Origin of the sequence: Streptomyces huiliensis, assembly GCF_020037025.1 — a bacterium.
GTDB lineage: Bacteria > Actinomycetota > Actinomycetes > Streptomycetales > Streptomycetaceae > Streptomyces > Streptomyces huiliensis.
The window spans coordinates 25152-51690 of sequence record NZ_JAIQLH010000002.1; the positions used below are offsets into that span (position 1 = coordinate 25152).

Annotated in this window: 25 protein-coding genes and 1 pseudogene; 10 read left to right on the plus strand and 16 right to left on the minus strand. The window is 71.6% G+C overall.

Annotated features, from left to right (window positions below):
* Window positions 1–120: 120 nt before the first annotated feature.
* The gene (locus tag JNW98_RS00260) at window positions 121–900 is read right to left on the minus strand and encodes a pyrimidine reductase family protein (protein ID WP_223765974.1); all 780 of its coding nucleotides are present in this window, start codon (window positions 898–900) and stop codon (window positions 121–123) included.
* A gap of 95 nt (window positions 901–995) precedes the next feature.
* On the opposite strand from JNW98_RS00260, the gene zapE reads away from it, so the two are divergent.
* The gene (gene zapE / locus JNW98_RS00265; protein WP_223765975.1) at window positions 996–2087 is read left to right on the plus strand and encodes a cell division protein ZapE; all 1092 of its coding nucleotides are present in this window, start codon (window positions 996–998) and stop codon (window positions 2085–2087) included.
* A 239-nt stretch (window positions 2088–2326) separates the two neighbouring features.
* Window positions 2327–3181, plus strand: a complete 855-nt coding sequence (locus tag JNW98_RS00270) for a polysaccharide deacetylase family protein (RefSeq protein WP_223766042.1) — start codon at window positions 2327–2329, stop codon at window positions 3179–3181.
* Between the two features lie 12 nt (window positions 3182–3193).
* Here JNW98_RS00270 and JNW98_RS00275 read toward each other — a convergent pair whose 3' ends face one another.
* The gene (locus JNW98_RS00275) at window positions 3194–3859 is read right to left on the minus strand and encodes an ABC transporter (protein ID WP_223765976.1); all 666 of its coding nucleotides are present in this window, start codon (window positions 3857–3859) and stop codon (window positions 3194–3196) included.
* The gene (locus tag JNW98_RS00280) at window positions 3856–4686 is read right to left on the minus strand and encodes an ABC transporter ATP-binding protein (protein ID WP_223765977.1); all 831 of its coding nucleotides are present in this window, start codon (window positions 4684–4686) and stop codon (window positions 3856–3858) included. The genes JNW98_RS00275 and JNW98_RS00280 overlap by 4 nt, the downstream gene beginning before the upstream one ends.
* 87 nt (window positions 4687–4773) lie before the next feature.
* Here JNW98_RS00280 and JNW98_RS00285 point away from each other — a divergent pair, with 87 nt between their 5' ends.
* Complete coding sequence (locus tag JNW98_RS00285; protein ID WP_223765978.1) at window positions 4774–5487, plus strand: aminoacyl-tRNA hydrolase; 714 nt, start codon at window positions 4774–4776, stop codon at window positions 5485–5487.
* A gap of 215 nt (window positions 5488–5702) precedes the next feature.
* Here JNW98_RS00285 and JNW98_RS00290 read toward each other — a convergent pair whose 3' ends face one another.
* The 5 genes from JNW98_RS00290 to JNW98_RS00310 all read right to left on the minus strand — a co-directional run bounded on the left by JNW98_RS00290 (window position 5703) and on the right by JNW98_RS00310 (window position 10515).
* Complete coding sequence (locus tag JNW98_RS00290; RefSeq protein WP_223765979.1) at window positions 5703–7151, minus strand: MFS transporter; 1449 nt, start codon at window positions 7149–7151, stop codon at window positions 5703–5705.
* Window positions 7152–7504: 353 nt separating this feature from the next.
* Complete coding sequence (locus JNW98_RS00295; protein WP_223765980.1) at window positions 7505–7735, minus strand: hypothetical protein; 231 nt, start codon at window positions 7733–7735, stop codon at window positions 7505–7507.
* A 107-nt stretch (window positions 7736–7842) separates the two neighbouring features.
* Window positions 7843–8064, minus strand: coding sequence for a 50S ribosomal protein L28 (rpmB, locus tag JNW98_RS00300; protein WP_223765981.1), 222 nt, complete (start codon window positions 8062–8064; stop codon window positions 7843–7845).
* Window positions 8065–8311: 247 nt separating this feature from the next.
* Complete coding sequence (locus tag JNW98_RS00305) at window positions 8312–8908, minus strand: response regulator transcription factor (RefSeq protein WP_308015425.1); 597 nt, start codon at window positions 8906–8908, stop codon at window positions 8312–8314.
* Between the two features lie 152 nt (window positions 8909–9060).
* On the minus strand, window positions 9061–10515 hold the full coding sequence (locus tag JNW98_RS00310; protein ID WP_223765982.1) for an MFS transporter: 1455 nt from the start codon (window positions 10513–10515) through the stop codon (window positions 9061–9063).
* A gap of 1173 nt (window positions 10516–11688) precedes the next feature.
* Here JNW98_RS00310 and JNW98_RS00315 point away from each other — a divergent pair.
* The 7 genes and pseudogenes from JNW98_RS00315 (at window position 11689) to JNW98_RS00340 (ending at window position 17472) form a co-directional block, all read left to right on the plus strand.
* The gene (locus JNW98_RS00315) at window positions 11689–11892 is read left to right on the plus strand and encodes a cold-shock protein (protein ID WP_223765983.1); all 204 of its coding nucleotides are present in this window, start codon (window positions 11689–11691) and stop codon (window positions 11890–11892) included.
* Window positions 11893–12118: 226 nt separating this feature from the next.
* Complete coding sequence (locus JNW98_RS00320; protein WP_223765984.1) at window positions 12119–13576, plus strand: DEAD/DEAH box helicase; 1458 nt, start codon at window positions 12119–12121, stop codon at window positions 13574–13576.
* Window positions 13577–13627: 51 nt separating this feature from the next.
* The gene (locus JNW98_RS00325; protein WP_223765985.1) at window positions 13628–13975 is read left to right on the plus strand and encodes a CBS domain-containing protein; all 348 of its coding nucleotides are present in this window, start codon (window positions 13628–13630) and stop codon (window positions 13973–13975) included.
* A 48-nt stretch (window positions 13976–14023) separates the two neighbouring features.
* A complete protein-coding gene (locus tag JNW98_RS00330) occupies window positions 14024–14341 on the plus strand; it encodes an SCO5918 family protein (RefSeq protein ID WP_223765986.1) in 318 nt (105 codons plus the stop codon).
* 667 nt (window positions 14342–15008) lie between these two features.
* Window positions 15009–15359 carry a helix-turn-helix domain-containing protein gene (locus JNW98_RS00335; RefSeq protein WP_223765987.1) on the plus strand — a complete coding sequence of 117 codons (351 nt, stop codon included), beginning with the start codon at window positions 15009–15011 and terminating at the stop codon, window positions 15357–15359.
* A gap of 88 nt (window positions 15360–15447) precedes the next feature.
* Window positions 15448–15549 (plus strand): annotated as a pseudogene (locus JNW98_RS36795) (peptidyl-tRNA hydrolase); the annotation flags it as partial.
* A 393-nt stretch (window positions 15550–15942) separates the two neighbouring features.
* The gene (locus tag JNW98_RS00340) at window positions 15943–17472 is read left to right on the plus strand and encodes an FAD-binding oxidoreductase (RefSeq protein WP_223765988.1); all 1530 of its coding nucleotides are present in this window, start codon (window positions 15943–15945) and stop codon (window positions 17470–17472) included.
* 49 nt (window positions 17473–17521) lie between these two features.
* On the opposite strand, the gene JNW98_RS00345 is transcribed toward JNW98_RS00340, so the two are convergent.
* The 8 genes from JNW98_RS00345 to JNW98_RS00375 form a co-directional block, all read right to left on the minus strand.
* Window positions 17522–19054 (minus strand): hypothetical protein, encoded by a 1533-nt coding sequence (locus JNW98_RS00345; RefSeq protein ID WP_223765989.1) that lies wholly within the window; start codon window positions 19052–19054, stop codon window positions 17522–17524.
* A complete protein-coding gene (locus tag JNW98_RS36450; RefSeq protein ID WP_308015422.1) occupies window positions 19044–19493 on the minus strand; it encodes a non-oxidative hydroxyarylic acid decarboxylases subunit D in 450 nt (149 codons plus the stop codon). Before JNW98_RS36450 ends, JNW98_RS00345 begins: the two co-directional genes overlap by 11 nt.
* On the minus strand, window positions 19448–20878 hold the full coding sequence (locus tag JNW98_RS00350) for a non-oxidative hydroxyarylic acid decarboxylases subunit C (RefSeq protein WP_223765990.1): 1431 nt from the start codon (window positions 20876–20878) through the stop codon (window positions 19448–19450). Before JNW98_RS00350 ends, JNW98_RS36450 begins: the two co-directional genes overlap by 46 nt.
* Window positions 20879–20991: 113 nt before the next feature.
* Window positions 20992–21612: a UbiX family flavin prenyltransferase gene (locus JNW98_RS00355; RefSeq protein ID WP_223765991.1), complete on the minus strand. Its 621-nt coding sequence runs from the start codon at window positions 21610–21612 to the stop codon at window positions 20992–20994.
* A complete protein-coding gene (locus JNW98_RS00360) occupies window positions 21602–22294 on the minus strand; it encodes an isochorismatase family protein (RefSeq protein WP_223765992.1) in 693 nt (230 codons plus the stop codon). Before JNW98_RS00360 ends, JNW98_RS00355 begins: the two co-directional genes overlap by 11 nt.
* A 27-nt stretch (window positions 22295–22321) precedes the next feature.
* Entirely contained in the window at window positions 22322–23164 is an 843-nt protein-coding gene (locus tag JNW98_RS00365) for a 2,3-dihydro-2,3-dihydroxybenzoate dehydrogenase (RefSeq protein ID WP_223765993.1), read from the minus strand.
* A gap of 32 nt (window positions 23165–23196) precedes the next feature.
* The gene (locus JNW98_RS00370; protein ID WP_223765994.1) at window positions 23197–24399 is read right to left on the minus strand and encodes a 3-deoxy-7-phosphoheptulonate synthase; all 1203 of its coding nucleotides are present in this window, start codon (window positions 24397–24399) and stop codon (window positions 23197–23199) included.
* Entirely contained in the window at window positions 24396–26495 is a 2100-nt protein-coding gene (locus JNW98_RS00375; protein WP_223765995.1) for an anthranilate synthase family protein, read from the minus strand. The genes JNW98_RS00370 and JNW98_RS00375 overlap by 4 nt, the downstream gene beginning before the upstream one ends.
* Window positions 26496–26539: the final 44 nt, after the last annotated feature.

A 26539-nucleotide genomic window follows, 5' to 3' on the forward strand; every position in this document is an offset into this window, starting at 1 on the left:
CGGAGCCCGCTGTTTCGAACCCGTGCCCCCGGGGGAGCGTCCGACACAATTCTGCCCGCCGGACGATAAGCGGAACAGAGGATTCCGCCGATTGTCAGATGCCGGTCGTGGAACCGACCGTCAGGCCGCACCCGTCCGGTAGCGCGTGAACAGGAAACCGTCCTGCTCCAGCACCGACGCCAGCGCGAACGACCGCGGCACCTCCAGCGGGGGCCCGCCGGCGATCCGGGGCGCGATCCCGGCGGCGACCATGGGCGCGAGCGACAGGCACAGCTCGTCCAGCACCCCCGCCGCCGCGAACTGCCCGAGCAGCCGCGGCCCGCCCTCGGTCAGCAGCCGCGGCAGCCCGCGCGCGGCCAGCAGCTCCGGTATCCGCGCCACGTCCACCGTCCTCCCCTCGCCGGCCACGACGACCTCCACGCCCGCCGCGGCGGCCGCGTCGCGCCGCTCGGCGGGGGCCGCCTCGCCCGTCAGCACCAGGGTCGGCACCAGCGGCTCGGCGAACAGCGGCAGCGAGAAGTCCAGGTCGAGCCCGGCGCTCACCACCGCGATCACCGGCGCCGGCGACTGGCCGAGCCCGGCCCGCCGGGCGGCGAACGCCTCGCGGGCGCGCGCCGGGCGGTAGCCCTCCTGCCGGACGGTCTCGGCACCGACCACGACGGCGTCGGCGAGCGCGCGCAGCGTACCGAAGATCCGCATGTCCGCGGCCGACGACAGCGGCTGCGAGCGGCCCTCGTGGTGGGCGGCGCCGTCGAGCGACGAGACCATGTTGGCGCGCAGCCAGGGGCGCCCCTCGGCGACGAACTCGGGGTAGGCGTAGAGGCCGGCCAGTTCGTCGAGCCCCCACTCGCGGTCCTCGAGGTCGGCGGGCACGGTGGGCACAGGGAACAGGCGTCGCATAGGTGGGAGTGTGACACGGCCCGCGGTCCCGGGTGTGACATGCCTCGCTCCGCTCCCGGCCGTCCCGCGCCCGTCAGCGGCTACGCTGGAGAGTTGTGTCGTCCTCCACCGCAGCATCCCCAGACGCCCGCCCGACGGGCGAGCAGCCCGTCGCGCTCACCTCGCGCACCCCGCACGTCCCGGCCGAGCGCCTGGTCGCCGAGATGGTGCCGCCGCCGCGCTTCGACGCGGTGCGGTTCGACACCTACATACCGGACCCGAACCAGCCCAGCCAGACCGAGGCCGTCCGAGTGCTCTCCGGCTTCGCGGCCGGGCTCGGCTCGCCGGCCGCGGGCAGCGGCCGGAAGCGCTGGTTCCGGCGGGAGGCCAAGCCGGCGCCGGCCGGTCCGCGCGGCGTCTACCTCGACGGCGGCTACGGCGTCGGCAAGACGCACCTGCTGGCCTCGCTCTGGCACGCGGCGCCGGCCGCCCCGGAGCGGAAGGCGTTCGGCACCTTCGTCGAGCTGACGAACCTCGTCGGCGCCCTCGGCTTCCAGCAGACCGTGCGCACGCTCGGCGGGCACGAGCTGCTCTGCATCGACGAGTTCGAGCTCGACGACCCGGGCGACACCGTCCTCGTCTCCACGCTGCTCGGCAAGCTGGTCGAGCAGGGTGTCGCGCTCGCCGCGACCTCCAACACGCTGCCCGGCAAGCTCGGCGAGGGCCGGTTCGCCGCCGCCGACTTCCTCCGCGAGATCCAGGGCCTCTCGGCCCACTTCCGCGCCCTGCGCATCGACGGCGAGGACTACCGCCACCGCGGCCTCCCCGAGGCGCCGTCGCCCTACGACGACGAGACCGTCAAGCGGGTGGCCCACGCGGTGGAGGGCGCCTCGCTCGACGATTTCCCCGCCCTCCTCGCGCACCTCTCCCAGGTCCACCCCAGCCGCTACGGCGCCCTCTGCGACGGCGTCCGCGCGGTCTGCCTCACCGGCGTCGAGCCGGTCCCGGACCAGTCGACCGCCCTGCGGCTCGTCGTCCTCGCGGACCGGCTTTACGACCGGGAGGTGCCGGTGCTGGCTTCCGGGCGGCCGTTCGATCAGCTGTTCAGCGAGGAGATGCTCGCGGGTGGGTACCGGAAGAAGTACTTCCGGGCTATTTCGCGGCTTACGGCGCTGGCGCGGGACGCGAAGCCCTTGGCGGACGGCTGAGGGGTGGGTGTGCCCCGGTCCCGCCCCTTCGCCGATTCCTGGGGGCTGGCCCCCAGACCCCCTGAAACCGCGCTCCGCGCGGTTGTCCTCAAACGCCGGACGGGCTGTTTCAGCCCGTCCGGCGTTTGAGGACGAGCGGCGGAGCCGCGACAAGCGGGGTCTGGGGCGCAGCCCCAGGAAACGGCGAAGGGGCGGGACCGGGGCACACCCCACCGGGGTAACGTCCCAACGTGCTCCGCATATCCCGCCCCCTCCGCGCCCTCGCCCCCACCCTCGCCCTCCTCTGCTGCACGACAGCCTGCGGCAGCGGTGAAAGCGCGACGGAGGCCGTCGGCCCCACCAACAAGCCGACACCCGTCGCGACACCCCCGGCGAAACCCTCACCGACAGTCGCCCCCACCCTCCCCCCGGGCCCAGCCGGCGCAGCCCCCCTCTTCTCCCACGGCCGCCGCGACAGCGGCAAACGCATAGCCCTCACCTTCGACGCCGACATGACGTCCGACCAGGGCCCCCGCGCCGCGAAAGGCGAGCACTTCGACAACCCGCCCCTCATCGCCACCCTCCGCCGCCTCAAAGCCCCCGCCACGATCTTCATGACCGGCAGGTGGGCCGAGCAGTACCCGGACCAGGCCCGGTCGATCGGCTCCGACCCCCTCTTCGAGGTCGCCAACCACTCCTACAGCCACCACGCGTTCGCCTCCCCCTGCTACGGCCTCCCGGCGGTGAAGCCGGGCGGAGCGCGGGCGGACGTGGAGCGGGCGTTCGCCGCGTTCCGGCGCGCCGGAGTCGAGCGGACGGTGCCGTACTTCCGCTTCCCGGGCGGGTGCCACAACCCCGAGGTGCTCAGGGAGTTGGGCCCGGCGAAGGTGACGGCCGTGCAGTGGGACGTGATAAGCGGCGACGCGTTCGCGAAACGGCCCGGCCCGGTGGCGGACGAGGTGCTGGCGAAGGCGCGTCCCGGTTCGGTCGTCGTGATGCACTGCACCCGCAGCGCGGCGCCGGCCACGGAGGCGGCGGTCCGGACGATCGTCCCCCGGCTCCGGGAGCGCGGCTACGAGCTCGTCCGCGTCTCGGACCTGATCGCCAAGGGCTGAGCCCGCTCTCGCCTATCGCCGCGAGCTCAGCGCACACGCCACCGCCGCCGCCCCCGCCGCGAACACCGCCGCCACGGCGAGCGGCAGCAGCGGCCAGCTGACCTCCCCGCTGCGGGAGGCGCTGACCAGCTCGGTGACGGCGGCGTTGGCGGGCGAGCCGCCGGGGAGCAGCACCAGGAACACGGCCAGCACGGTGGCCGGCACGGACCGGGCCGTGCTGCGCAGCAGCGGCCGGTTGCAGAGGGCGCCGACGGCCGTGCCGAGCAGGGCGCAGCTCGCGGCGGCGACGAACCCCGCGCCGGCGGCGGGGCCCAGCGGCACGGCCACCCGTCCACCCGCGCCGTGCGGGTCGGATATCAGCGCCACGACCGCGGTCCCCGCCGCCGCCAGGGCGAGCGAGGCCGCCAGGGCGGTGAGTATCCCGGCGAGGTGGACGCGCCACGGCCCCGCCGCCGCGGCGGCGCAGTCCCAGGCGGCGTCCGGCTCGTTGGTGACGCAGACGCGCACCAGCCAGGCGGCGACCGGCAGCAGGAGGCCGGCGGCGAGGCCGAAGGAGTCGAGGACGGGTTCCCCGGGCCGGACCCCGATCGTCAGGAGGACGGCGTACAGCATCAGCGGCGGGAGCCAGCGGTGGGAGCGGAGCAGCAGCGCGGCCTGGTAGCGCAGCAGGGCGGTCATCGGTGCGGTTCCTCCGGGGCGGGCGCGGCGGTGACCGAGCGGATGTGCCAGGGCGGTGCGGCGGTGAGCAGGGCGCGCAGCAGCGCGTCGGAGTCGGCGGCGGCCACGGTGAGCCGGACGGCGCCGGGGAGCGGTTCGCGGTCAGGGTCGCCGGGCAGCGCGTCCGGCAGCGGGCCGGCGCCTTCCGCCTCCACGCGGACGCGCGGGCCGGGCGCCGCGGGCGCCGGGACGAGCCGTCCCCCCTCCACCCGGTGGACCGCCTGGCACACTCCCGCCAGCCGCCGCGGATCGTGGTCGACGAACACGACGGCGCCCCCGTCGGCGACCCGGTCGAGGACGGCCCGGTCGAGGACGCGGCGGGACTCGCCGTCCAGGCCGGTCCACGCCTCGTCGAGAACGAGCAGGCCGGGGGCGCCGACCAGGCCCTGCGCCACGGCGACCTTCTGGGTCGTGCCCTTGGAGAGCTCGCGCAGCGGCGTGCGCGCGTACCGCCCGGCGCCGAAGCGTTCGAGCCAGTCGCGGGCCGCCCGGTCGGCCGCGCGCCGGCCGAGGCCGTGGATGCGGCCGAGGCGGGTGAGGTAGCCGAGGGCGGTGAGCGGCAGGGCCGCGGGGAAGCGCTCGGGGACGTACGCGGTGCGGGGCCGGCCGGTGATCCGTCCGGCGCTCGGCGCGTCGACGCCGGCCAGCAGCCGCAGCAGCGTGGACTTGCCGCTGCCGTTGCCGCCCTCGATCCTCAGCAGCGTGCCGCCCGGCACCCGCAGTCCGACGTCCCTGAGCACCCACCGGCCGCGCACGCCGTACCGGCGGCCGACGTCCCGGAGTTCCACAGGATCCCCACCCCTCCCCTATGCCCCCGATTCCCGGATCACCATAGCGGCCCCGGGCGCCCGGCGGACGGCTGGCAGACTGGCTCCGTGACCAGCTCAGAAACCGGAATCCCGGCCGGCTCCACCGACCCTCGCGACACCGCGCCGCAGTTCGTCCTGCCCCTGGTGGCGCGGATCGAGAAGGCCGCCCCGCCGGCCCGTACCGACGCCCTGGAGACGGCCGCCCGCGCGGTGCTCGTCCTGCTGTCGGACGAGCGCTCCACGGGAGACGGCGAGTGGGCCCAAGCCGTACGGGACTGGCAGGACGCCCGCATCCGCAAGGTCGTCCGCCGCGCCCGGGGCGCGGAGTGGCGCCGGGCCTCGGCACTGCCCGGGATCACGGTGACGGGTGAGACGGCCGAGGTACGGGTCTTCCCGCCGGTCCCGCTCGACGGCTGGCCCCCGGAGCTGGTGAAGCTCCAGGTGTCCGGCACGGAACTGGACGACCCCACCGCACCCGGCCCCGCCGCCCCGGAGCGGCCGGTGCTGTGGCTCAATCCGGGTCTTGAGATGTCCGCGGGCAAGACGATGGCCCAGGCCGGGCACGGCGCCCAGCTGGCGTGGTGGGACCTGGACGACACGGCCCGCAAGGCGTGGCGCGAGGACGGCTTCGCGCTCTCCGTCCGCACCGCCGACCCCGCCTGCTGGGCGGAACTGACGTCGAGCGGCCTGCCCCTCGTCCGCGACGCCGGTTTCACGGAGATCGCCCCCGGCTCGGCGACGGTGGTCGCCGACCATCCGGCGCTGCGCGGACGCCGCTGACCACTCCCGCGCCTCCGACGTCAGTAGAGGGCCTGCCCGTGCGTTCGAACGCGGGAGCGCGGGCGCGCGGCGACGACCGAGGCGTCGGCGCCCGTTCTTGGCACGTAGGTCTGACCGACGTGGAGCCCTCACGCGGCGCGAACGTGGGGCCCACAGCTTCGCACTGGAGAAGGGGCCGGGGCCGCCCCGGTGAGGGCGGGCCCCGGCGGTGGGGGTCAGGCGGTGGCCTTGACCGGCTTGGGGAGCCGGAACATCAGCGCCCACATCACCACGAGGGCGGCGATGACGTACCAGACGCTGCCCGCGAAGGCATGCGTCACGGCGGCGCCGTGGCTGCCCGCCGGGGCGTGGTTGAAGAACACCACCGACGCCGTCGCGATACCGAGTGCGGTGCCGAGCTGCATGGCGGTGTTGAACAGTCCCGCCGCGGACCCGGCGTCCTCGTGGCCGACCTGGCTGAGGGTGAGACCGGCGAGACCCGCGCCGACCATGCCGAACCCGGCGCCGACGAGGATCATCGGGGCGACAGCGGCCACGAACGGCGTCTCGGTCTGCTGGGCGGAGACCAGCAGCTGGTAGCCCGCCAGCGTGAGAGCGATCAACACGGCCCCGGCCTGCGGCACACGCCGCATGTGGCGTCCCGCCCACTTGGAGGCCGGCATGGCGCCGGCCATGCCGCCGACGGAGATGGCGACGGACGCCGGAGCGAACTGTCCCGGCGTGAGACCGAGGCCGGACTGCATGAACAGCACCCACGTCAGCAGGAAGGCACCGGAGACCAGCCCGAAGACCAGCTGGGCGGCGAGCCCGCCGGCGAACGCCTTGCTCTTGAAGAGCGACAGCGCCACGAGCGCCGAGCCGTCCTTGGCGGTCTTGGCGCGCTGCTGGGCCACGAACCCGGCCAGCACGACCACGCCCGCGGCGAGCATGAGGAAGCTCCAGGTGGGCCAGTGCCGCTCCCCGCCCACGGTGAGCGGGTAGGCGATCAGCAGCATCCCCGCGGCGGAGAGCAGCATGCCCAGCGGGTCCAGGCGCCGCGCCCGCTGCTCGCGGGACTCCGGGATGAACCGGAGGGCGAAGAGCACGGTGGCCACACCGATCGGCAGGTTGATCAGGAAGATCGCCCGCCAGCCCAGGCCGGCGATGTCGGCAGCGGTCAGGACCGCGCCCAGGACGGGGCCGAGCACGCCGCCGAGCGACATGATCATGCCGTACATGCCGAACGCCTTGGCCTGGGACTCGCCCTCGAAGGTGACCGCGATGGTGGCCATGACCTGCGGCACCATGACCGCCGCTCCGGCACCCTGCAAGGCCCGGGCGGCGACCAGGACGTCCGGACCGGTCGCGATCCCGCACAGCAGGGACGCCACGGTGAACAGGGCGGTACCGGCGATGAAGACCCGCTTGCGGCCGAAGAGGTCACCCAGGCGCCCGCCCGTGATCAGGGCGAGGGCGAAGGTGAGGGTGTAGGCGGCGGGGATCCACTGCACCGCGGCGCTGGAGGCACCGGTGTCCGCCTGGATGGCGGGCAATGCGGTGTGGACGATGGAACCGTCGAGCGCGTTCATCAGCTCGGCGATCAGCACCACGACCAGGGTGATCGTGGCGGCACGGCCGGCCCCGGTGGGACGGGGGCTGCCGGTGGTACGGGTGTCGGTCGACACGAGGGAATTCCTGTTCGCGTACAGAAGGAAGGGGGGACGGGGGCAGGCCCGGGCATGCCCCCGCTCGCCGTTCAGCGCGACAGGGGGGAAGCAGGGGGCGACGAAACGAACCCAGGCCATCGGGAAGCACCGCCGTCGAGGCAGGCATCAGCCGTCCGCCATGGCGGACAACCGGAAAAGCGCCTCTGAACGAGCGGCTGCTTACTTGGCCTGGGAGATACGTCATCACCTCGAAACACGGCGTCGGGCCCCGGAACGGGCACCGACGGAACTACATCCATAACAGGCTAAAAGGGCCTCGGGCGCCCATGCAAGGGAATATTTCCGCTCGAGCCGGAGGCGGCCGGTGGACCTCAGCCCTCGCTCGCGGGCCGCAGGCGACTGAGCAGGCGCTGACTGTGGTGGCCGTAGTGCGGGTCATTGAGAGCTGCCGGGATGAAATCGGTGGACACAAGGCGGCGGTCCAGGCGGACTTCGAGGCAACCGACGCACAGGATGTCGTCCTCGGCGGCGTCAGCGCATTGCCATACATGGTCGAGTACCGTGTACCACTCGTCGGGGCCGTCAAGGGGCGCGGTCGGCATTCCGCAATCGTCACAAGGGAACTCGTTCCTTGTCGGCCGGCGCCGGGCGCCAGGCACCGCAGCGCGGAAACGACTGAAGAGCCTGGGCCCCGGTTTCTCCCGCACGCTTACGAGAGGCGACGGTCCACCTTGCCCGCCTTGATGCAAGAGGTGCACACCTTCATGCGGAGGGGCGTTCCGTCCTTGACGGCCTTGACCGACTGAATGTTCGGGTTGAAGCGGCGGCTCGACCGTCCCCGGACGTGCCGGCTCTGGGCGCGGGACCCGGAGCGGGCCACGCGTTTCCCGAAACTGGGCTGCTTGCTGCATACATCACACCGGCTGGACATGATGTCTCCTTTTCGTTCGGATCGTGGAGGGCGACGGCTCGTTCGAAGAGCCGGGCCGGGTTCGGATTCTTTCAAGGCCACGATGCCGCCCGGACCGGTTTCCCGAAGCCGGAATTTCCCACCACCACCGCGCTGACCAGCGGTTATACAGGTCCTTAGCGGGATGTCGCAGGGGTCTCGCGAAGGTGAAACGCACGGTTTCTCGTGCGGATTGCACTCGGGGACGCGGTGGAGAAGGCCGGTCCGGTCAGATCCAGCCGCGGGCGGTGGCGGTGCGTATCGCCTCGATACGGTTGCGCGCCCCGACCTTGCGGTTGACGGCGGCCAGGTTGTTGCGGACCGTCCCGGGTGAGAGATGCAGGATCTCGGCAATCTCCGGGGGTGTGTGGCCATGTGCCGCCAGGCGGAGAAGTTCCCTGTCGCGTTCGCTGAGCGGGTTGTCGGGTGTGTGCAGGGCGTCGGTGACGAGCCGTGGGTCCAGGACACATTCACCCCGGGCGACCTTGCGGACGGAGTCGGTCAGTTCTTTGACCGATACGGCTTTGCTCAGGAATCCTTCGACTCCCAGCTCCAGGGCGGTTCGCAAGGTGCCGGGGCGTTCCAGGGCCGTCAGGATGACGACGCGGCATGGGGGCAGAGCGGCTTTGAGTCGTTCCGCGGCCGGGATCCCGTCCAGGCCGGGGAGTTGGGCGTCGAGCAGCGCCACGGTCGGGCGGGTGCGCAGGGCCTGCGGCGCGATCTCGTCGCCTCGTGGCACCTGCGCGACCACCTGCATGCCGGGTTCGGACGCGACCACGACGGACAGCGCTTCGCGCGTGAGGCGCAGGCCATCGGCGATCAACACTCGAATCATGGGGATCGGTTGTTCCTCGTTGACAAATGTGCCGGCAGGTGAGAGCAGCGGTCCGGACCGGTTGTCGCGGACCCCGACGTCCGGGCGGCCGTCCTGAGGCACCCGGGGCCCGGTCGTTGCGTCCGGGCCCCGGAGGGCCGGTTCTAATCCGTGGCGTGGCGCTTGGGCAGCAAGAGCATGAGGGCCCACATCGCCAGCAGGGCTGCGATCACGTACCAGAGGGTTCCGGTGAACGCGGCGGTGACGGTGGTGCCATGACTGCCGGCCGGGGAGTGGGCGAAGAACACCACGGAGGTCAATGCCGTGCCCAAAGCGATGCCGAGCTGGGTCGAGGTGTTGAACAGCCCGGACGCGGAGCCGGCGTGGTCGAGGCCCACCTGACGTAGCGTCATGTCGGCCAGTGCCGCTCCGATCATGCCGAGACCGAGGCCGACCAGCAGCATCGGCGCAACCGTCGACACCAGGGACAGGCCGGTGTTCTGTTCTGTGATCAGCCACGCGTAACCGCCCAGGGCGGCAGCGGCCAACAGTGCGCCGGCCTGAGGGGCGCGCCTGCCGTGCCGGCCGGCCAGACTCATCGCCAGCCACGCCCCGGCCATCTCACCCAGCGACGCCGCCGCGAAACCCGCCGCCGCCTGCCGGGGGGAGAGCCCGAGCCCGTCCTGCATGAACAGGGTCCACGCCAGGAAGAACACTCCGGACAGCAGACCGAAGACGAGCTGCGCGGACAGCCCTGCGGCGAACGCCCTGCGCTTGAACAACGCCAGGACGACGAGCGGGTCGCGGCCCCGTGCGGTTCTGGCCCGCTGCTGGACCACGAAGACCATCAGGGTCAGGAATCCCCCGGCCATCATGAGGAAGGTCCAGACGGGCCACTGGTGTGCCCCGCCGGCAGTGAGCGGGTAGGCGATCAGCAGCAGGCCCAAGCCGGCCAGGAGCATGCCCGCGAGGTCCGGGCGCCGGGTGGCGAGGTCACGGGATTCGGGCAGGTGCCGCAGGCCGAGGAGCACGGCCGCCAGGCCGATGGGCACATTGATCAGGAAGATCGGGCGCCATCCGAGGCCGAAGACGTCGGCGCTGGTGAGTACGCCGCCCAGGACCGGTCCGGCGACGCTGCCCAGCGACATGACGGTGCCGTAGAGGCTGAACGCCTTGGCACGGGAGCCTTCGTCGAAGGTCACGTGCAGCGTGGCCAGGGCCTGGGGAATCATGACCGCCGCGGCACCGCCCTGGACGAAGCGGGCGGCGATCAGCACGGCGGGTGTGCCGGCCAGGCCGCAGAGCAGCGACGCCGCGGTGAAGACGCCGGTCCCCAGGAGGAAGAGCCGCTTGCGGCCGTGGAGATCGCCGAGCCGGCCGCCAGTGATCAGCCCAATGGCGAAGGTCAGTGCGTAGGCGGCGTGAACCCACTGCACCGCGGTGCCCGAGGCACCGGTGTCGTGCTGAATGGCGGGGAGGGCCGTATAGACGACGGAGCCGTCGAGAGCGTTCATCAGCTCCGCGACCAGGACGACAACCAGCATGACGGTGCGACCACCGCCTGGCCGGCCGCCGGCGGGGGCGGAGCGGGAGAGGAGGGATTGGGTGTCAGCGGACACGACACAGTTCCTGTTCTGGCGGACAGAAAGGGGAAAGGGGCAGGCCAGGCATGCCCGTCCCGCTTACTGCGCGGCGACAGGAAAATCGGGTACGGCAACGCCCAGGCCGAAGGGCAGACCTCTGCTGAGAGGCGACCGCGCGCTGCTGCACAGAACAGGGGGTCAAGCCTCACGGCAAGCGGTTCTCAGGCCTGGGAGATAGGTCATCACCTCGTGACATATACGAACGGAGCGGACAGCTCCACGAGCGGCCCCAGGCTACGTTCCTGATCGCGAGGTCAGCAATCGGATTCCGCCCCGGAGGCTCCCGCCCGGGGCCGGATCATGGCCCCCCTGCACTCCATGGGAGGCCCTCGCCACGGGACCCCCACCAGGGAATTCCTCACCTCCGCAGCGGATTTCGGGGGCCTCGTACAGTCCCGAACCACGCTACGGCTACGGGGACGCCGCCCGGACGCAGCCGTGCTGTCTGCACGCCCACGTCGTGCAGACAGCACGAGCACTCCTCATCGCTTGACAACATGCCGGGCCACTGTGCGGGTCGGGGCCCCGCCAGAGCTCCCTCGCTCGCATCCCACCCGATCAGAACAGGCGCACAATCTCCCGCTACCTGGCGATCCCTCGGTACCCAAGCCGTCAATCCCGAGGCTCTGGACGACTTCTTCGCCCGCTTCGAGTTCCCGGCGCCGGATAAGCACGCCGTCGTCTACGCCGGCGACGTCGAGATCGCCCCCGGCTCGGCGACGGTGGTCGCCGACCATCCGGCCCTGCCCGGAGCGGTACCCGACCCGGGAACGATGTGACCCGCGTCACGACGAGCGGTCTCGACGTGTCCGCCCACCGCGCCGTCCCCCGGCGACAGGGGCAGCGGTGCACACCTCCCGTCGGCAGCAATCACAGGGGGCGCGGACGCCTCGGGGCAGAAAAGGCCCCGCCCACGGGGGCCGATATCTGTTCCCGCGACAAGAGAAAATTGGCGCGAGGCATGTCGAATATTCGTCGACCCCCGACCGGAGCATAATTATCGACCGTGCAAGGCCGGTCGCACCGTGCTACCTTCGAAGCAGTTGCAGGTGTGGTTGCCAGAAGGTTCATTTCCTACGGGGTAATCATCACGGCGACACGGAATTCACGCAGTGTGAATTCCCGACACCGTCTCCCGAGGAGAATGACATGGCCAGTGGCACCGTGAAGTGGTTCAACGCCGAAAAGGGCTTCGGCTTCATCGAGCAGGACGGCGGCGGCGCCGACGTCTTCGCCCACTACTCGAACATCAGCGCCCAGGGCTTCCGCGAGCTGCTGGAGGGCCAGAAGGTGACGTTCGACATCGCGCAGGGCCAGAAGGGCCCGACGGCCGAGAACATCGTTCTCGCCTGACACCGGCGCCGACGTACTCCGCAGCCGGGGCCCGCACCATTGGGGTGCGGGCCCCGGCTCGCCGTTTTTCAGGGCGCGCGGCGGAACGATCCGCCGCATATCCGACCGGTGACACGTTCCACCGGTCCGACCCGGCATTTCACATCCGGCTCGTCTCTCGAGATTCTCTGCGCGGATCGACTGCTGCGGGAATTCCTTGCCACGTGCCCGTCAAGGAAGGTTCCGCATGAAGCGTTCCCGCCCCACCCATACATTCGACCGACCCGGCGGTCCGCGCCGTTCCAAGGCCCCCGGAAATCGACCGGCCGTGCGAGGCGAGTTCGCGCCGCCGAAGACGGTCACACCCGCGCTGCCCGCCGTCGGGGCGTTCGCCGACCTCGCCATGCCCACAGGGCTGCTGGCCACGCTCGGCCACGAAGGCGTGACCGTACCGTTCCCGATCCAGGCGGCGACCCTGCCGAACTCCCTGGCCGGCCGTGACGTGCTCGGCCGGGGCCGCACCGGCTCGGGCAAGACTCTCGCCTTCGGCCTCGCCGTACTGGCCCGTACGGCGGGCCGGCGTGCCGAGCCGCGGCGGCCGCTCGCCCTCGTCCTCGTCCCCACCCGGGAACTCGCCCAGCAGGTCGCCGACGCGCTCGCCCCGTACGCCCGCTCCGTGGGCCTGCGGCTGACCACCGTCGTGGGCGGGATGTCCGTCGGACGGCAGGCCGGTGCGCTGCGCACCGGGGTCGAGGTGGTCGTCGCGACGCCCGGGCGGCTCAAGGACCTCATCGACCGGGGCGACTGCCGGCTGGACGACGTCGGCGTCACGGTCCTCGACGAAGCCGACCAGATGACCGACATGGGCTTCATGCCGCAGGTCACCGCCCTGCTCGACCAGGTGCGTCCCGACGGGCAGCGGATGCTCTTCTCGGCCACTCTGGACCGCAACGTCGACCTGCTGGTCCGCCGCTACCTGACGGACCCGGTGGTGCACTCCGTCGACCCGTCGGCGGGCGCGGTCACCACGATGGAGCACCACATCCTCCACGTGCACGACGCGGACAAGCACCGGACGACCACCGAGATCGCGGCGCGGGACGGCCGGGTGATCATGTTCCTCGACACCAAGCACGCGGTGGACCGGCTGACCCAGCACTTGCTGAGCAGCGGTGTCCGCGCCGCGGCCCTGCACGGCGGCAAGTCCCAGCCGCAGCGCACGCGGACCCTGGCCCAGTTCAAGAGCGGGCATGTGACGGTACTGGTGGCGACCAACGTCGCGGCGCGCGGGATCCACGTCGACGACCTCGATCTGGTCGTCAATGTGGATCCGCCCGGCGACCACAAGGACTACCTGCACCGCGGCGGCCGCACGGCCCGCGCCGGCGAGTCCGGCAGCGTCGTCACCCTGGTGACGCCCGGCCAGCGCCGCGAGATGAGCCGGCTGATGGTCTCGGCGGGCATCACCCCGCGGGTCGCCCAGGTGCGTTCGGGCGAGGCGGAGCTGAGCCGCATCACCGGCGCCCAGGCCCCTTCCGGTGTCCCGGTCGTCATCACCGCGCCGGACGTGGAACACCGCCGCGGGCCGTCCTCCTCGTCCCGGGCCCGCCGGGGGCGCCGGGGCCACGCCGGCCAGGGCCGGCCCGTCGGTGAAGCGGGGTCCCGCGGGTCACGGCGGCGGACCGGCTTCGGCTCGGCCGCGTAGCACGCTGTGATCACGAGCCCGCCCCTTTCCGCTTCCCACCAGGAGACGCGTATGACACCGTCGCGAACGCAGCGGCACGGAGTGGACCCCTCCCCCAAGGCCGCGGCCGACGACGGGGACGCGTCCGGACCGCGGGTCCGTGACGACATGACGGTCGAGGTGGCTCTGGCCCTCATGGCCGGCGCCCGCGTCGATCACCTCGTCCTCTGCGACGGGGACGACCAGAGCACCGGCCTGATCACCCTGGCCCGGCTCGCCGTGCTCCGCGGCAGCCTCACCTACACGGACCGGCTCCGGCTGCGGGACGTCCTCGCCGGACCGTTCGTCCCGCCCGGCGCCCGGACCGGAGCCGTCGGTGAGCACGGCCGCGCCCCGGACGTCCTCGCCCTCGCGCGCTGATCCCTCACCTCGCGAATCCGCCCGCCCCCCTCTTCCCTGTGAGGCATCATGCGCTGTGTCATCGCCCAATACCCGTTCGAACTGACCAGGAGCGGGGTGATGGCCTCGATGGAGGGCGTCGCGCCCGAGCTCGTCACGGACGAGTCCGTGACCATCGGCCGCCGCCGCTACCCGGTCAAGCAAGTGGGCCAGGTCGTCACCCGGCAGGACCGCCGCGACTTCACCAGCGGCGAAGTGGTACGGGCCATGGCCTGCCTCGGCTTCACCTGCCACGACCGCCCCGTGTCCGCCGCGCCGCCGAGTGTCCCCACCGCGCTGCGGACCGCGTCGGCGCTGCTCGGAGGCGGCGCCTCCCCGGCGGTGTGAAGACGGGCGGGCGACCGCCATCAGAGCCTTGTGAGGGCCTGCCGACACGCGTCGGCGGGCCCTCACCGCTTTTCGCGGCCCCGACGACCGGACCCGGCACCGTCGCCGCGGGCCACCGATTGCCTGTCACCCGCGCACGCCAAAATCTGTGTTTGTCAGAGTAGACATTGCCTCCCGGCGTGGTTACTCTTTTTCTCGTCGACACGGTCAAGAGAGACCCGGCAGACACGAACTGGCGGGTAGCAGTACGCGAAGTTCGCAGGTCGGTGCGGATCCGGAGCTCCGAAGCCAAGCCATCAGCAGAACGGCGACGGGGCTGGGAACCGCACCGGGCGGCCCGCAGGACGAGGGGCCGCCACCGGCATCACCGAAGCAGTAGCGCAGTACCCGTTTCACCCAGTGTTCGGTTCACAGCAAGGACGGAGGAGCAGACGCCATCAGGATCGCCCGGCCCGGGAAGTTCTCGGTCCGGGTACCGCAAGACCCCCGATTGGATGGTGGTCCCCGGTCAAGCAGCCGCGATCCCCGCACCTCTCCCTCCACGGGCCGGGTAGCGGAAACAGAAGGTCGGCAGAGCATTAGGGCCGACAGATGGTGTTGAATTTCCTTCGGGGCCCTGGTGCCGTACGGCACCAGGGCCCCTCGACGCGTTGCACTACGAGGTGACATGACAGCAGACACACCGCTCAGCGACCGCCTGGACGACGATGACTATCCCGCGTACACCATGGGCCGGGCCGCCGAGATGCTCGGCACGACCCCCGCATTCCTCCGGGCCATCGGTGAGGCTCGTCTGATCACTCCGCTGCGCTCGGAGGGCGGACACCGCCGGTACTCCCGCTACCAACTGCGGATCGCCGCCCGCGCCCGCGAACTCGTCGACCGGGGTACCCCGATCGAGGCAGCCTGCCGCATCGTCATCCTCGAGGACCAGCTTGAGGAAGCCCAGCGCATAAACGCCGAGTACCGCCGCGCCTCGAAGGAGGCATCCGGAGGTTCCGGCCCCGGTTCGGACTGACCGCGGGGGCGCGGGGACGCTCGCAGGCCGGAGCCCCCTGGCGGCTGCCGCCCGCCGTCGGCCGCGCCCCCGGCCTGTGGTATCCGAGCTCCCGGCCGGTGGCGTCCGTGCTCCCGCCGCCCTCACCGAGATCGCCCCCGGCTCCGCGACGGTGGTCGCCGACCACCCGGCGCTGCTAAGGCAGGACCCGGGCGGTCAGACCCGATGTTCGGCTCCAGCATGCCTACCGGGTGTTCCGCCGCACGCGGGGTTCGGTGACGGTTGTTTTCGACCGCCTGACCGACTCGTGCGGCCCGGCACGCGGTCCCGGTGGTCCGGCCACACCGGGGCTGCCACGCCCTGACGAAAGCGGCGCCCCTCCTCGTGGCCCCTCCTCGTGGCCCCCTGATCGCCCGGAAGTCCAGGAACACTCCCCTGCCCCTCCCCCTCGGCTGAGGACATCACGTGTTCTCGTGATTCGTGCGGTCGGCCCGTCCGACTACGTTCACAGCGAGCAGCGCACCCATCGCGAAGAGCGCCGGCGCGCCCGGGGTGGTGCCGCCGCCACAAGTGCTGGAAGACGGGACTCCAAGGAGGAGGCCACATGATGGACCGCAGGAGCTTCGTGGCGCTGGGCGGGCTCACCGCCGCGGGCGCCCTCGGTGCCGCCCCACTGATGCCGGTGGCGGCCGCCAAGCCCCACGGCTCCCCCCACAGCGAGCCGGACTGGAACGCACTGCGCCGCAGTGTGGAGGGCACGGTGTTGCTTCCGGACGACGAAGGCTACGAGTTGGCGCACGGCACCTACATCAAGCGGTACGACGCCATCCGGCCCGCTGCCGTGGTGCAGGCTTCCCGTACCGAAGACATCTCGGAGACGGTGCGGTTCGCGCAGCAGTACGGGGTGCGGGCCGTCGCACGATCCGGCGGGCACAGCTTCGGCGGCTACTCCACGGGCCCCGGCATCGTCGTGGACCTCTCCCCCATGAACCGGACGACGCTGGCGGACGGGCTCGTCCATACCCAGGCAGGCACCAAACTGGTCGACCTGCAGCAGACGTTGCTCGCACACGGTGTCACCATCAGCGGCGGCATGTGTCCCACGGTCGGCATATCCGGGCTCACCCTGGGCGGCGGCTTCGGCATGGCGGGACGGCGGCACGGCCTCACCTCCGACCGGCTGACCTCGGTCCGAGTGGTGCTGGCCGACGGACGGATCGTCACCTGCGACCGGAACCGGCACCCCGACCTGTTTTGGGCCTTGCGCGGCGGTGGCTGCGGCAGTTTCGGCTTCGTCAGCGACTTCACCTTCGAGCCGTTCCGAGCCGACGATCCCACCGTCTTCGAGCTCCATTGGCCCTGGTCCCGGGCGGCCGAGGTGCTGCCCGCCTGGCAGCACTGGGCACCCGATGCCCCCGATGACCTAAGCTCGGGCATGTTCGTACGAACTCCGGGCCCGGCGATCGAGCCGCAGCTCTACGCCTTCGGGCAGTGGGCCGGAATCCCGGCCGAACTGGACCGGCAACTCGACCGCTTCACCGCCCTGGTCGGCCATGAGCCGGTGAAGGTCGTCCGCCGGACCATGTCGTACTGGGCGGCGGTCATGCACTGGGCGGGCTGTTCGGAGTTCACCGGATCCCAGTGCCATGGCGAGGGCCAGACGCCGGACGGGAAGTTGCCCCGCTTCGAGTACGCGCTCACCAAATCCAGCTTCTTCGATGACGTGATGACTCCCAAGGCGGTGGAGACGCTCACGCGAGCGTTCACCGCACCGGGGTCGGGCGCCCAGCTTCGCGGGCTGGAGTTCCACGCCTTCGGCGGCGCGTACAACAGGCCGCAGCCGAACACGACCGCTTTCGTGCACCGCCGTCAACGGTTCCTGCTCCAGTATCTGGCTCAGGTGCCCGTAGACGCGCCCGAGGAACACAAGCAGGACGTGACCCGGTGGGCACAGCGACTGCACTCCTCGATGCTGCCCTGGGCCTCAGGCGAGTCCTACCAGAACTACACCGACCCCGACCTGCGGGACTGGCAGCGGGCCTACTACGGGCGCAACTACGGGCAACTGGCCCGCATCAAGCACCGTTACGACCCGGAGCGGTTCTTCGACTTCCCCCAGGCCATCGGCCGCTGAACCACGTGAGCGGGCCCCACTCCGACGGCTGTGGGGCCCGCTCACGCTGTCACGGGAAACGACCGCCCGGCGCATACATCGTCACGACCCGACCATGAGTGCCGTAGGGGAGCACATCCTGCTCATAGCCCGTCTCGTCGAAGGTGACCAACAGCCAGCCGTGCTGCCCGCGCCGCGGGTCGCGGAAGACTTGTGGGAAGGGCGTGCCGTACGGGTACGGAGCGTCGAGGGTCCCGCATGAGCGCATCGCCAGGTCCAGCCGTCGGTACGCCCGGTGTGCCCGGTCACTCACCAACAGCCGCGGCTGTCCGCCGAACCACTGCCAGCGGCAGCCCTCCGTCTGCTGCGGGCCGTCGGGTACCGGCAGCCGGGCCAGGCCGTCGGCGTAGTCGCCGCCCCTCGCCGCGGCGGCCAGGACCGGGTGGAAGTGCAATTCGGGCTGGTAGGCGGTCACATCGACATACGCCCACAGCCAACGGCCGTTGCTGCGCAGCAAGGCCGGGTCCCAGGCGCTGCGGGTGAAGGGGAACTCCAGCGGACGGCCGTCGAGCACGTGGACCCCGCGTATCAAGTCGGCGGAAGTCGTGGTGTGGTACAACCGCACTCCGGGGGAGGGCAGGTTGCCGCCGACAGTGACGACGATGAATCGGTTGCGGGCCGCGTCGTATATGACCTGCCCGCCGTGGTCGCCGAAGAGCAGCCCCCCGCGGGCGAAGAAGAGCTTGGCGACCTGCTCCAACCGCCCTGGACGAGCGGGGTCCATGGCCCATACGCCGGTGTGGGCCTCCTGCGAGAAGCCGGCACCCGCACATCCCGCGGTGAAGAAGACCCTCCCGTTCCGCACGTAGGGGCGGCCTTCGGCCTCTTGGACCAGGTGCAGGTCGCGGAGCCCGAGCTGGCCGAAGAGCCCGCCACGCACCCGCCGCAGTACGGCAGAGTCGCTGCGGCACGCGTACCGCAGGCGCCGCAGCAGGGCAGGCCGACGCAGATCGAGGAGGACGGCCACCGCACCCCCGTCGGTAAGCAGGGGTCGCCAGGGCAGTCCGGGTCCATCGGTGGCGGCGAAGGCGGCGACGGTGTGGCCGGTCACCGCGAAGGCGAGCCGGAAGGGTGGGCGCAACCGGTGCCCGGCGGTGGCGACCGTCGTGGTGCCGTCCGGGGTGACGACCTCCAGGGAGACGGTGCCCTGTGCGGTGCAGCGGGCCCGTACCGCCCGGTCACCGTCCGCCGTCTCCAGCCCCGCTGCGACCTCGGCGCCAGTCGGCAGGGCGGCCACGTCGACGAGGACGGAGGCGAACGGCGCGGCCGGCCCGGTGGCCGACGTCAACCGCCCGGGGGTGTGAGCGAGCGGCCCGGTGTCGTAGTCGATAAACCTCGATGGCAGCAGGTCGACAGGGCGGTAGGTACCGGTGACGGTGAAGTGCGGCTCGGCGGGCAGCTCGTCGCGCGGCGCGGACCGCCCGGCTGCCGCGGCCCGGGCGACGGACACGCCCGCCCCGGATGCCAACAGCGCGGCGGCGCCGGCGGAGGCGGCCAAAGAGCCGAGCGCCCGCCGCCGGCCGGGCCAGTGCTCATCGTTCATCGCCCGCTCCTTGGGCGTCGGCGTGGACGGGACGAGCAAGCGGAGGCACTGCGGGAAGTTCGGGGGCGTCGGTGATCGCCTGGCGGGTCAGCCGGAATTCCTCGGGGAACCGTTCCGGTACAGTCCTTGCCGCCGGTTCCGTGTTGCGCCAGCCGTACCAGCAGCAGGTGCACTGGTGCACCTGCCATGCGCCGCCCGGCGCGACTTTCACGGTCTCCACACTCTTCGACCGGCAGCGGGGGCAGATCATGGCGGTTCCTCCCTGTGCGTTTGATTTATTCCCTGGTTCCCGGGGTCTGTTGCGCGATCTTCGTGTGTCCCTTCCGTCCGGCTCCTCCGAGGTTCCGGCCGCGGTCCGCCACGATGAGGGTGGCCTGTTCCCGGGTTGCCCCCTCATCGGCGTGCCCGGTCCGTCATGCCGCGCAGCTTCTCCAGCCATACTCCGGTGCCAGGCAGGTCCTGCACGGGGGCGGTGTGCCGGCCGCGCCGGTCGGGGGCGGTGGGGGTGGTGGCGTCGAGCACGACCTTTCCGCTGATGCCTGCGGGATCGGAGGACGGGTCCAGCGGCAGAATAGGCATGACCGGCAACTGGATCAGGTCGTCAGCCGGGTTGAACTTGGTTGACAGCGCCCACATCACCTGCGGTAGGTCGAAGGGGTCCACTGTCTCGTCCACGACGATGACGACCTTGCAATACCCCAGCCCGTGTGGGGTGGTAGCGACCCGGAGTCCCACCGCGCGGGCGAATCCGCCGACTCGGGAACGGGTGGAAACGATGGCGACCAGGCCATGGGTGTACATCGCGTTGACGGCGACGACTTCGGGGAACTCCGCGCGGAGCTGCTGAAGCAGTGGTACACAGGTGGCGGGGCCCATGAGATGGTCGATCTCGGTCCACGGAAGACCGAGGTAGAGGTGTTCGAAGAGCGGGTCGGTCCGGTAGGAGATCCGGTCGATCCTGATGACCGGCATCCGACGCCCGCCCGAGTAGTGGCCGGTGAACTCCCCGAAGGGTCCCTCGATCTCGCGGACCCGGGACTTGATCACCCCTTCCATCAGCACCTCGCAGCCCCACGGCACGTCCAGATCGGTCAGCGGTGCCCGGGCGATCGGCGCCGGAGCTCCGCGCAGCGCACCGGCCAGCTCGTACTCGGACTCGTCGTAGGCCATCGGTGTGGCGGCGACTAGGGAGATGACCGGATCGTTGCCGAGCGCGACGGCGACCGGCAGGTCCTCGCCGCGCTCCTCGGCGCTGCGTAAATGCCGTGCGATGTCATGGATGGATCCCGGCTGGATGCCGAACCGGCGCCTTCCCTTGCACTGGAGGCGGTAGATCCCCACGTTCTGCTTGCCGAAGTGGCCGGGGTCCGCCGGATCGCGGGTGATCACGGCGGCCTTGTCCACGTAGAAGCCGCCGTCGTGGGCATTGAGCCGGAACAGAGGCAGCACCGAGTAGAGGTCGACGTCGTCGCCGTGCAGGGTGTGGGCGAGGAACGGCGGTGCCTCGCGGTACTCCGGTGGCACGGGAAAGGACTCCCAACGGCGGCTGAACTCCTCCACCTGCCGACGGACCGGTGTGGTGGGGGGCAGTTCGAGGGCCAGCGCGTGGTTGGCCCAAGAACCGTGCACATTGACCGCGACACGGCCGGTGGGGTATCCGGTCACCCGCTCGAAGCACAGAGCGGGTGCGTCGGGGCCCATGCGCGCTGCGGCGTTCGCGGCGACGGCCAGGTCGGCTTCCGGATCCACCGGCTCCGTGATGTGGACCAATTGGCCCTGTTCGTCGAGGGCGTCGAGGAACGCCCGAAGGTCGTCGTACGGCACGGTTCGCCGCCTTCCCGAAGTGACACCGCCCGCCAGGGCGCGACGGTGGGAAGAGGATGTGTGGGGCGGTACGAGGCCCGGCGCCGAGGCCGGTGCCCTCAGGGTGGCCGGCTTCAGGAGGTGGCCCTCAGGCGGGCGGCGCGCATGCCCTCCCAGCGGTGCGCGGATGTCTCGAGACCGAACTGGTCCAGCACCCGCGAGACCAAGTGGTCGACGATCTCGTCAAGAGTGCGGGGCCGGTTGTAGAAGGCGGGCGCCGGCGGCATGATGACGGCGCCCATGCGGCACAGGGAGAGCATGTTCTCCAAGTGCACCTCACTGAGCGGCGTCTCGCGGGGCACCAGCACCAGACGGCGTCGTTCCTTGAGGGTGACGTCGGCGACACGAGCCACCAGGCCCTCGGAGTAGCCGGTGCGGACGGCCGCGAGGGTCTTCATGCTGCATGGCGCGATCACCATGCCGTCGGTGGGGAACGAGCCGCTGGCCACCGTCGCGCCCAGGTCGTCCGAGGCGTGACAGACATCCGCCAGCGCGGCGACCTCGCCAGCCGACCACTCGGTCTCGAGGCCGATGGTGGTGCGTGCCCACCTGCTGAGCACCAGGTGTGTCTCCGCCTCCGGCACCGCCGCGAGCGCCTGCAGCAGCCGGATTCCGTAGATGGCGCCGGTGGCTCCGGTGAGCCCCACTACTATGCGCTTACGCGCGGGCGCTCCCCCTCCCGGCTCAGTCCGCATGCCGGGCTCCGGCCGGGAGCTCGACCGCCGGGCCACCGGGGCGGTGGGCCCGGAACCCGGACAGCAGGGCGGCAGTCGTGGTGACCTCGGCGCACCGCTCCCGGGCGTAGTCGAGGGCCAGTGCGTGGTACTCGGCGGTGAAGTCGGCCATCGCGTCGGCCACCAGGAACGGCTGGATGTCGTGCGAGAAGGCGTCCACGGCGGTGACGAGACAACCGATGTGCGCATAGACCCCGCAGACCACCAACTGGTCACGCCGCATGCGCGTGAGTCTTTCCAGCAGGTCGGTGCGGACGAAGGAACTGTAGCGCCACTTGGTCAGCACTGGCTCGTCCTCCCGCGGCGCGACCGTGGGATCGATCTCCTGGTGCCCGGGGTCGGCGGACATGCCGGTTCCCCAGATCCGGTGCAGCAAGCCCCGCTGTTCACGGGTCATGGCGCCCGGCTGAGCGGTGTAGAGCACGGGGACCCCCGCCTCGCGAGCCGCCGCGAGGAGGAGCGCCGTGTGCCGTGTCAGCTCACGGCGAGGTGAGGCGTCGGCGGCGAAGCAGCCGAGGAAGTAGCGCTGCATGTCGTGGACCAGCAACGCGGCGCGGTCGGGGGAGAACCGCCACAAGGCGGGTCCGGCGGGCCCACGTACGCCGCGAGGCATCGGGTAGGTGACGTCTGCGGGTATCCGCACCGTGCACTCTCCTTGGGTCGGTGATCGTCAGCGGCCGAGGGCAGCGCCGCCGTCCACGTACAGGTCGTGCATGGTGATGTGCGACGCCGCCGGGGACAGCAGGAAGGCCACGGCCTCGGCGACGTCCTCAGGCTCGGCGATCCGGCCCAGCGGGATGCCCACCCGGTAGGCGGCCGGATCGCCGTGCAGGGTGGCCCGTTCGCCCTGCTCGTCGTGCCACAGTCCGTGCAGCATGGCGGTGTGCGTCGACCCGGGCGCGACGACGTTGCAGCGCACCCCGTCCCGGGCGAGTTCCAGGCCCAGCGTCTTGGTGAATGCGGTCGCCGCCGCCTTCGAGGCGCCGTATGCGGCCATGTGGGAACGGGGCACGCCGGCGGCGTTGGAGGAGACGGTGACGATGGCGCCCTCTCGCCGCCGCGCCATCTGCCGCCCCACGGCCCGTAGGACGTGGAAGACACCCTGAGCGTTCACGGCGAAGGTCGCCGTCCAGTCCTCGTCGGTCAGCGCGAGGGCCGGGGCCTCGCGCAGGATCCCGGCCACACTGGCCAGCACGCCGATGGGTCCCAGTTCGTTCTCGACACGGGCCACAGTGGCGTTCACGGCGGTGCTCTCGGAGACGTCGAGCGGGTAGGCCCGGGCGGTGCCGCCCGCCTCCACCACCCCCTTGACCACCGCGGAGAGCGGCTCGACTGCCACGTCCGCGGCCGCGACAGGCAACCCTTGCGCGGCGAGCCTCCGCACGACCGCGGCGCCGATTCCGCCGGCGGCTCCGGTGACGAGCGCGACCGTACCGGGCGGCGGGCCGGCGGCGGGTTCGTGCACGGGATGAGGGGTGGTGCCGGCTGTGCCGGTCATATCGGTGCTGCTCATCGAATTGCCCTCCAGTGGGCGTGGCCACTGCTTCACGCCCAGGTATTCAGAAAGCGCCGGGCCTGTTCCGGGTTGAGCCGCGGGTCGCACAGGGTGGTGTAGCGTCGAGCGAGGGCATCCGGGGAACCGACCGGGCCCCCCACGCACTCGCTGACGTCGTCTGCCGCCGTTTCCAGATGGACACCGCCCGCATGCTGCCCCTGCTGCTCCAGCACGGCCCGGAACGCCGCGGCCTCCGCGATGAGATCGGGCAGGTACCGCGTCTTGCGCCCGCCGACCGCGCGCACGGTGTTGCCATGCATCGGGTCACACAGCCACACCACCGGGTGTCCCGCCCTGCGGACCGCGGCGACCAGGGGCGGCAGCGCTTCCGCGACGACGGCACGCCCCATGCGCACGATCAGCGTGAGCCGGCCCGGTGTCCGGCCCGGGTCCAGGAGCCGACTCAGCAGTAGTACCTCGTCCGGGGTGGCGGTGGGTCCGATCTTGCAGGCGACGGGGTTGGCGACCGAGGCGAGCAGCGTCACGTGCCGGGAGCCGGGCTGCCGGGTGCGCTCCCCCACCCACGGCAGATGGGTCGAGGTCAGCAGCGGGCCGACGGCCTCCGGCCCGCCGCGTACGAGCGGGAGCTCGTAGTCCAGTACCAGCGCCTCGTGGCTCGCCCACGGGCCCGTGTCCCGATCGCCCCGGCGTTTCCGGACGGCATCCAGCACGGTGCCGGCGGCCTCGTAGGCCCGGAGCATGCGCCAAGGGTCGGGGCGTCGCGCCTCGGCCGTGGGCTCAGCGGAGTTGACCATGTGCCCGCGAAACACGGGAAGTTCCCGGCCTCCGACGCGCTCGGTAGGCTGCGAACGCGGCTTGGCGAACTGGCCGGCGAGCCTGCCGATCCGCACGACGCGCCTGCCCGAGCTGCGTTCGAGATGGTCCCCGAGGGCGTCGAGCACGGTGACGCGGGCCGCGGCCTGCTCGGGCCCGCACTCCTCCAGGTTCTCGGCGCAGTCGCCGGCTTGCAGGACGAGGGCGTCGCCGCGGGCGACCGCGGCCAGTTCGTCGCGCAACCGCCCCACCTCATCGACGGACACCAGCGGGGGTGCTGTCGAAAGCCGCCCCGACACCTCACCGAGCGCGGGATGGCCGGCCCAGGGTGGCTCCTGGTGATGCCGGCCGGCCGGCACCGGCCATGGGGCGACAGTGAGGCGCTCGTAGGCGGTAGGCCGTCCCGTCGTGCCGGTCATGCGCCCTTCCTTCCGTGGCTCCGGATCGCCGGGACGGTGACCGGGCGGCTCGTCAGGGCAGTGCGGGCCAGGTCCGCCAGCAGGTCGACACCATCCCGGCTGAGGATCGACTCCGGGTGGAACTGGGCCGAGGTGAAGCCGGGCCCGCGTAACGCGTGGACCTCGCCGTCCCTGGTATCTCGATAGACCAGCACCTCGCCGACCACTCCCGGGCAGCGCAGGCGTGAAGAGGAGGCATAAGCCGCGTAGGAGTTGTAGAAGCCGACGTGTGTGCGGCGCCCGAACAAGCCGATCTCCCGCTGGATACCCTGATGCGGGACGGAGCGGGCCCGCAGTGCCAACCCGAGCTCTCCCGCCAGGATCTGGTGCCCCAGGCACACTGCGACGAACGCCGCGCGTGAGGCGAGCAGTCGTGCGACGGTGGCGCGCACCGTGCGAATACGCGGATCGGTGCGGTCCCGCGGATCACCCGGGCCCGGCCCGACGACGATCAGATCACCGGACGGCCCGTCGGGGCCCGCCCCGGCGAGGTGATGCTCGGCCCGATAGTAGGGCAGCACGGTAGTGTGCGCGCCCAAGGCGCGTAGCTGGATGGCGAGCATGCCGGTAAAGGTGTCCTCGGCGTCCACCACCACAGCGGTCGTTCCGCGCAACGGCGGGCCACCAGGCGGCAATACCGGCCCGGACGGGTTCGCCAGCCAGAAGCGGGCCAGCGAAGCGTTGCGACGTGCCAACGCCGTGCGCACTCGGGGATGGGCGCCGAGCGCCTCAGGGCCCTCGACAGCCGCCGAAGACTCCGTCGCGGGGCCGGTGGGCTGCGGCTCCCCCGCGAGCCGCAGCCCTGCGGCGTCAAGCAACCCGGCGGCCTTCGCTCGGGTCTCGGCAGCCTCTGAGACCGGATCGGAATGCCGTACCAAGGTGGCCCCCACGCTCAGCCGCAGCGTACCGACCGGGTCGATATGGGCGGTGCGGATGAGGATCGCCGAGTCAAGGGCGGGGCGGCCCTGGCGGTCGGTGTCGATAAGCGCGGCTACGCCGCCGTAATAGGCACGGCTTCCGCGCTCGTGCCGGGCGATGACCCGGCAGGCGTTCTCCAGCGGGCTGCCGGTCACGGTGGGAGCGAACATGGTTGCCCGCAGGATGTCCACCGGATCGCGGTCGCTGGCTCCCTCCAGCAGGTACTCGGTGTGCGATAGGCGCGTCATCGTCTTCAGGTAGGGCCCGCGCAACCGGGCACCGTCCGGACAGACTGCGGCCATCATCTTGAGTTCCTCGTCGACGACCATGGACAACTCCTCGGTCTCCTTGCGGTCGGTGAGAAAGGAGACGAGACCGCCCGGTTCGGCACCCGTGGAGGGGTGCCGGTACGTACCGCTGATGGGGTTCATCACCGCCCGGCCGGCGCTCAGGCACACATGCCGCTCCGGGGTGGCGCCCACGAAGGTCCGTTTGCCCGTGTGGACCACGAACGTCCAGTAAGCACCGGGTTGGCGTAGCAGGCGGCCGAACATGGCCAGCGCGTGCAGATGCGGTCTGCCCGTCAATCGGGCGCTCAGAGTACGGGCCAGAACGAAGTTGGCGCCGGCACCCGCAGCGATCTCCTCGTCGATCACCCGGCGTACGTGCGCCGCGTAGGCGGTGTCATCCAGGTCGAAGGCGGCCTCAGCCCCGCCGAGCGGAAACTCGTCCGTCCGTGCCAGCACGTCCGCCACCGGTATATCCGCCCGGTCCTCGACGGACATGGCCAGGAGGGGCTCCTTGCCGTCGCGGCAGGCGAAGCCGCGCTCGGTGATCTGCCGGAACGGCAGCAGTGCGAGTACGGCACCGGGCGGGTGGCGGCGGGCTCTGCAATGGGCAGGTTCACCCGGTTCAGGAGCTTCTCCCGACTCCTGTGGTTCTTGGAGCTCGCCAAGTTTCCGGAGTTCCCGTACGGGACCGGTGAGGAGTTCCACGACGTCCCGGCCATGTGCGGCGGGCCGCCACAGCAGGGCGAAGGGCCCCGGGTCGGGGTGAAGCAGGTGCTCCACCGCGGATGCCGGGGCGGAGCGCCGCGTCGCCAGTGCGGACTCGGCGGATGTCGTCGGTTGTTCCACCATCGTTTCCTCCAGCGGACGGAAGCCCCCTGGGTGTCCCGCGGCCG

Coding starts and splice junctions, on each gene's coding strand:
- JNW98_RS00275 (WP_223765976.1), bottom strand. CDS start 3,859: ATGACCGCCCTGCTGCGCTACCAGGCCGCGCTGCTGCTCCGCTCCCAC.
- JNW98_RS00345 (WP_223765989.1), bottom strand. CDS start 19,054: ATGAACGATGAGCACTGGCCCGGCCGGCGGCGGGCGCTCGGCTCTTTG.
- JNW98_RS00365 (WP_223765993.1), bottom strand. CDS start 23,164: ATGAGCAGCACCGATATGACCGGCACAGCCGGCACCACCCCTCATCCC.
- JNW98_RS00375 (WP_223765995.1), bottom strand. CDS start 26,495: ATGGTGGAACAACCGACGACATCCGCCGAGTCCGCACTGGCGACGCGG.
- JNW98_RS00320 (WP_223765984.1), top strand. CDS start 12,119: ATGAAGCGTTCCCGCCCCACCCATACATTCGACCGACCCGGCGGTCCG.
- JNW98_RS00370 (WP_223765994.1), bottom strand. CDS start 24,399: ATGACCGGCACGACGGGACGGCCTACCGCCTACGAGCGCCTCACTGTC.
- JNW98_RS00325 (WP_223765985.1), top strand. CDS start 13,628: ATGACACCGTCGCGAACGCAGCGGCACGGAGTGGACCCCTCCCCCAAG.
- JNW98_RS00260 (WP_223765974.1), bottom strand. CDS start 900: ATGCGACGCCTGTTCCCTGTGCCCACCGTGCCCGCCGACCTCGAGGAC.
- JNW98_RS00340 (WP_223765988.1), top strand. CDS start 15,943: ATGATGGACCGCAGGAGCTTCGTGGCGCTGGGCGGGCTCACCGCCGCG.
- rpmB (WP_223765981.1), bottom strand. CDS start 8,064: ATGTCCAGCCGGTGTGATGTATGCAGCAAGCAGCCCAGTTTCGGGAAA.
- JNW98_RS00315 (WP_223765983.1), top strand. CDS start 11,689: ATGGCCAGTGGCACCGTGAAGTGGTTCAACGCCGAAAAGGGCTTCGGC.
- JNW98_RS00335 (WP_223765987.1), top strand. CDS start 15,009: ATGACAGCAGACACACCGCTCAGCGACCGCCTGGACGACGATGACTAT.
- JNW98_RS00330 (WP_223765986.1), top strand. CDS start 14,024: ATGCGCTGTGTCATCGCCCAATACCCGTTCGAACTGACCAGGAGCGGG.
- JNW98_RS00295 (WP_223765980.1), bottom strand. CDS start 7,735: ATGCCGACCGCGCCCCTTGACGGCCCCGACGAGTGGTACACGGTACTC.
- JNW98_RS00355 (WP_223765991.1), bottom strand. CDS start 21,612: ATGCGGACTGAGCCGGGAGGGGGAGCGCCCGCGCGTAAGCGCATAGTA.
- JNW98_RS36450 (WP_308015422.1), bottom strand. CDS start 19,493: ATGGCTGGAGAAGCTGCGCGGCATGACGGACCGGGCACGCCGATGAGG.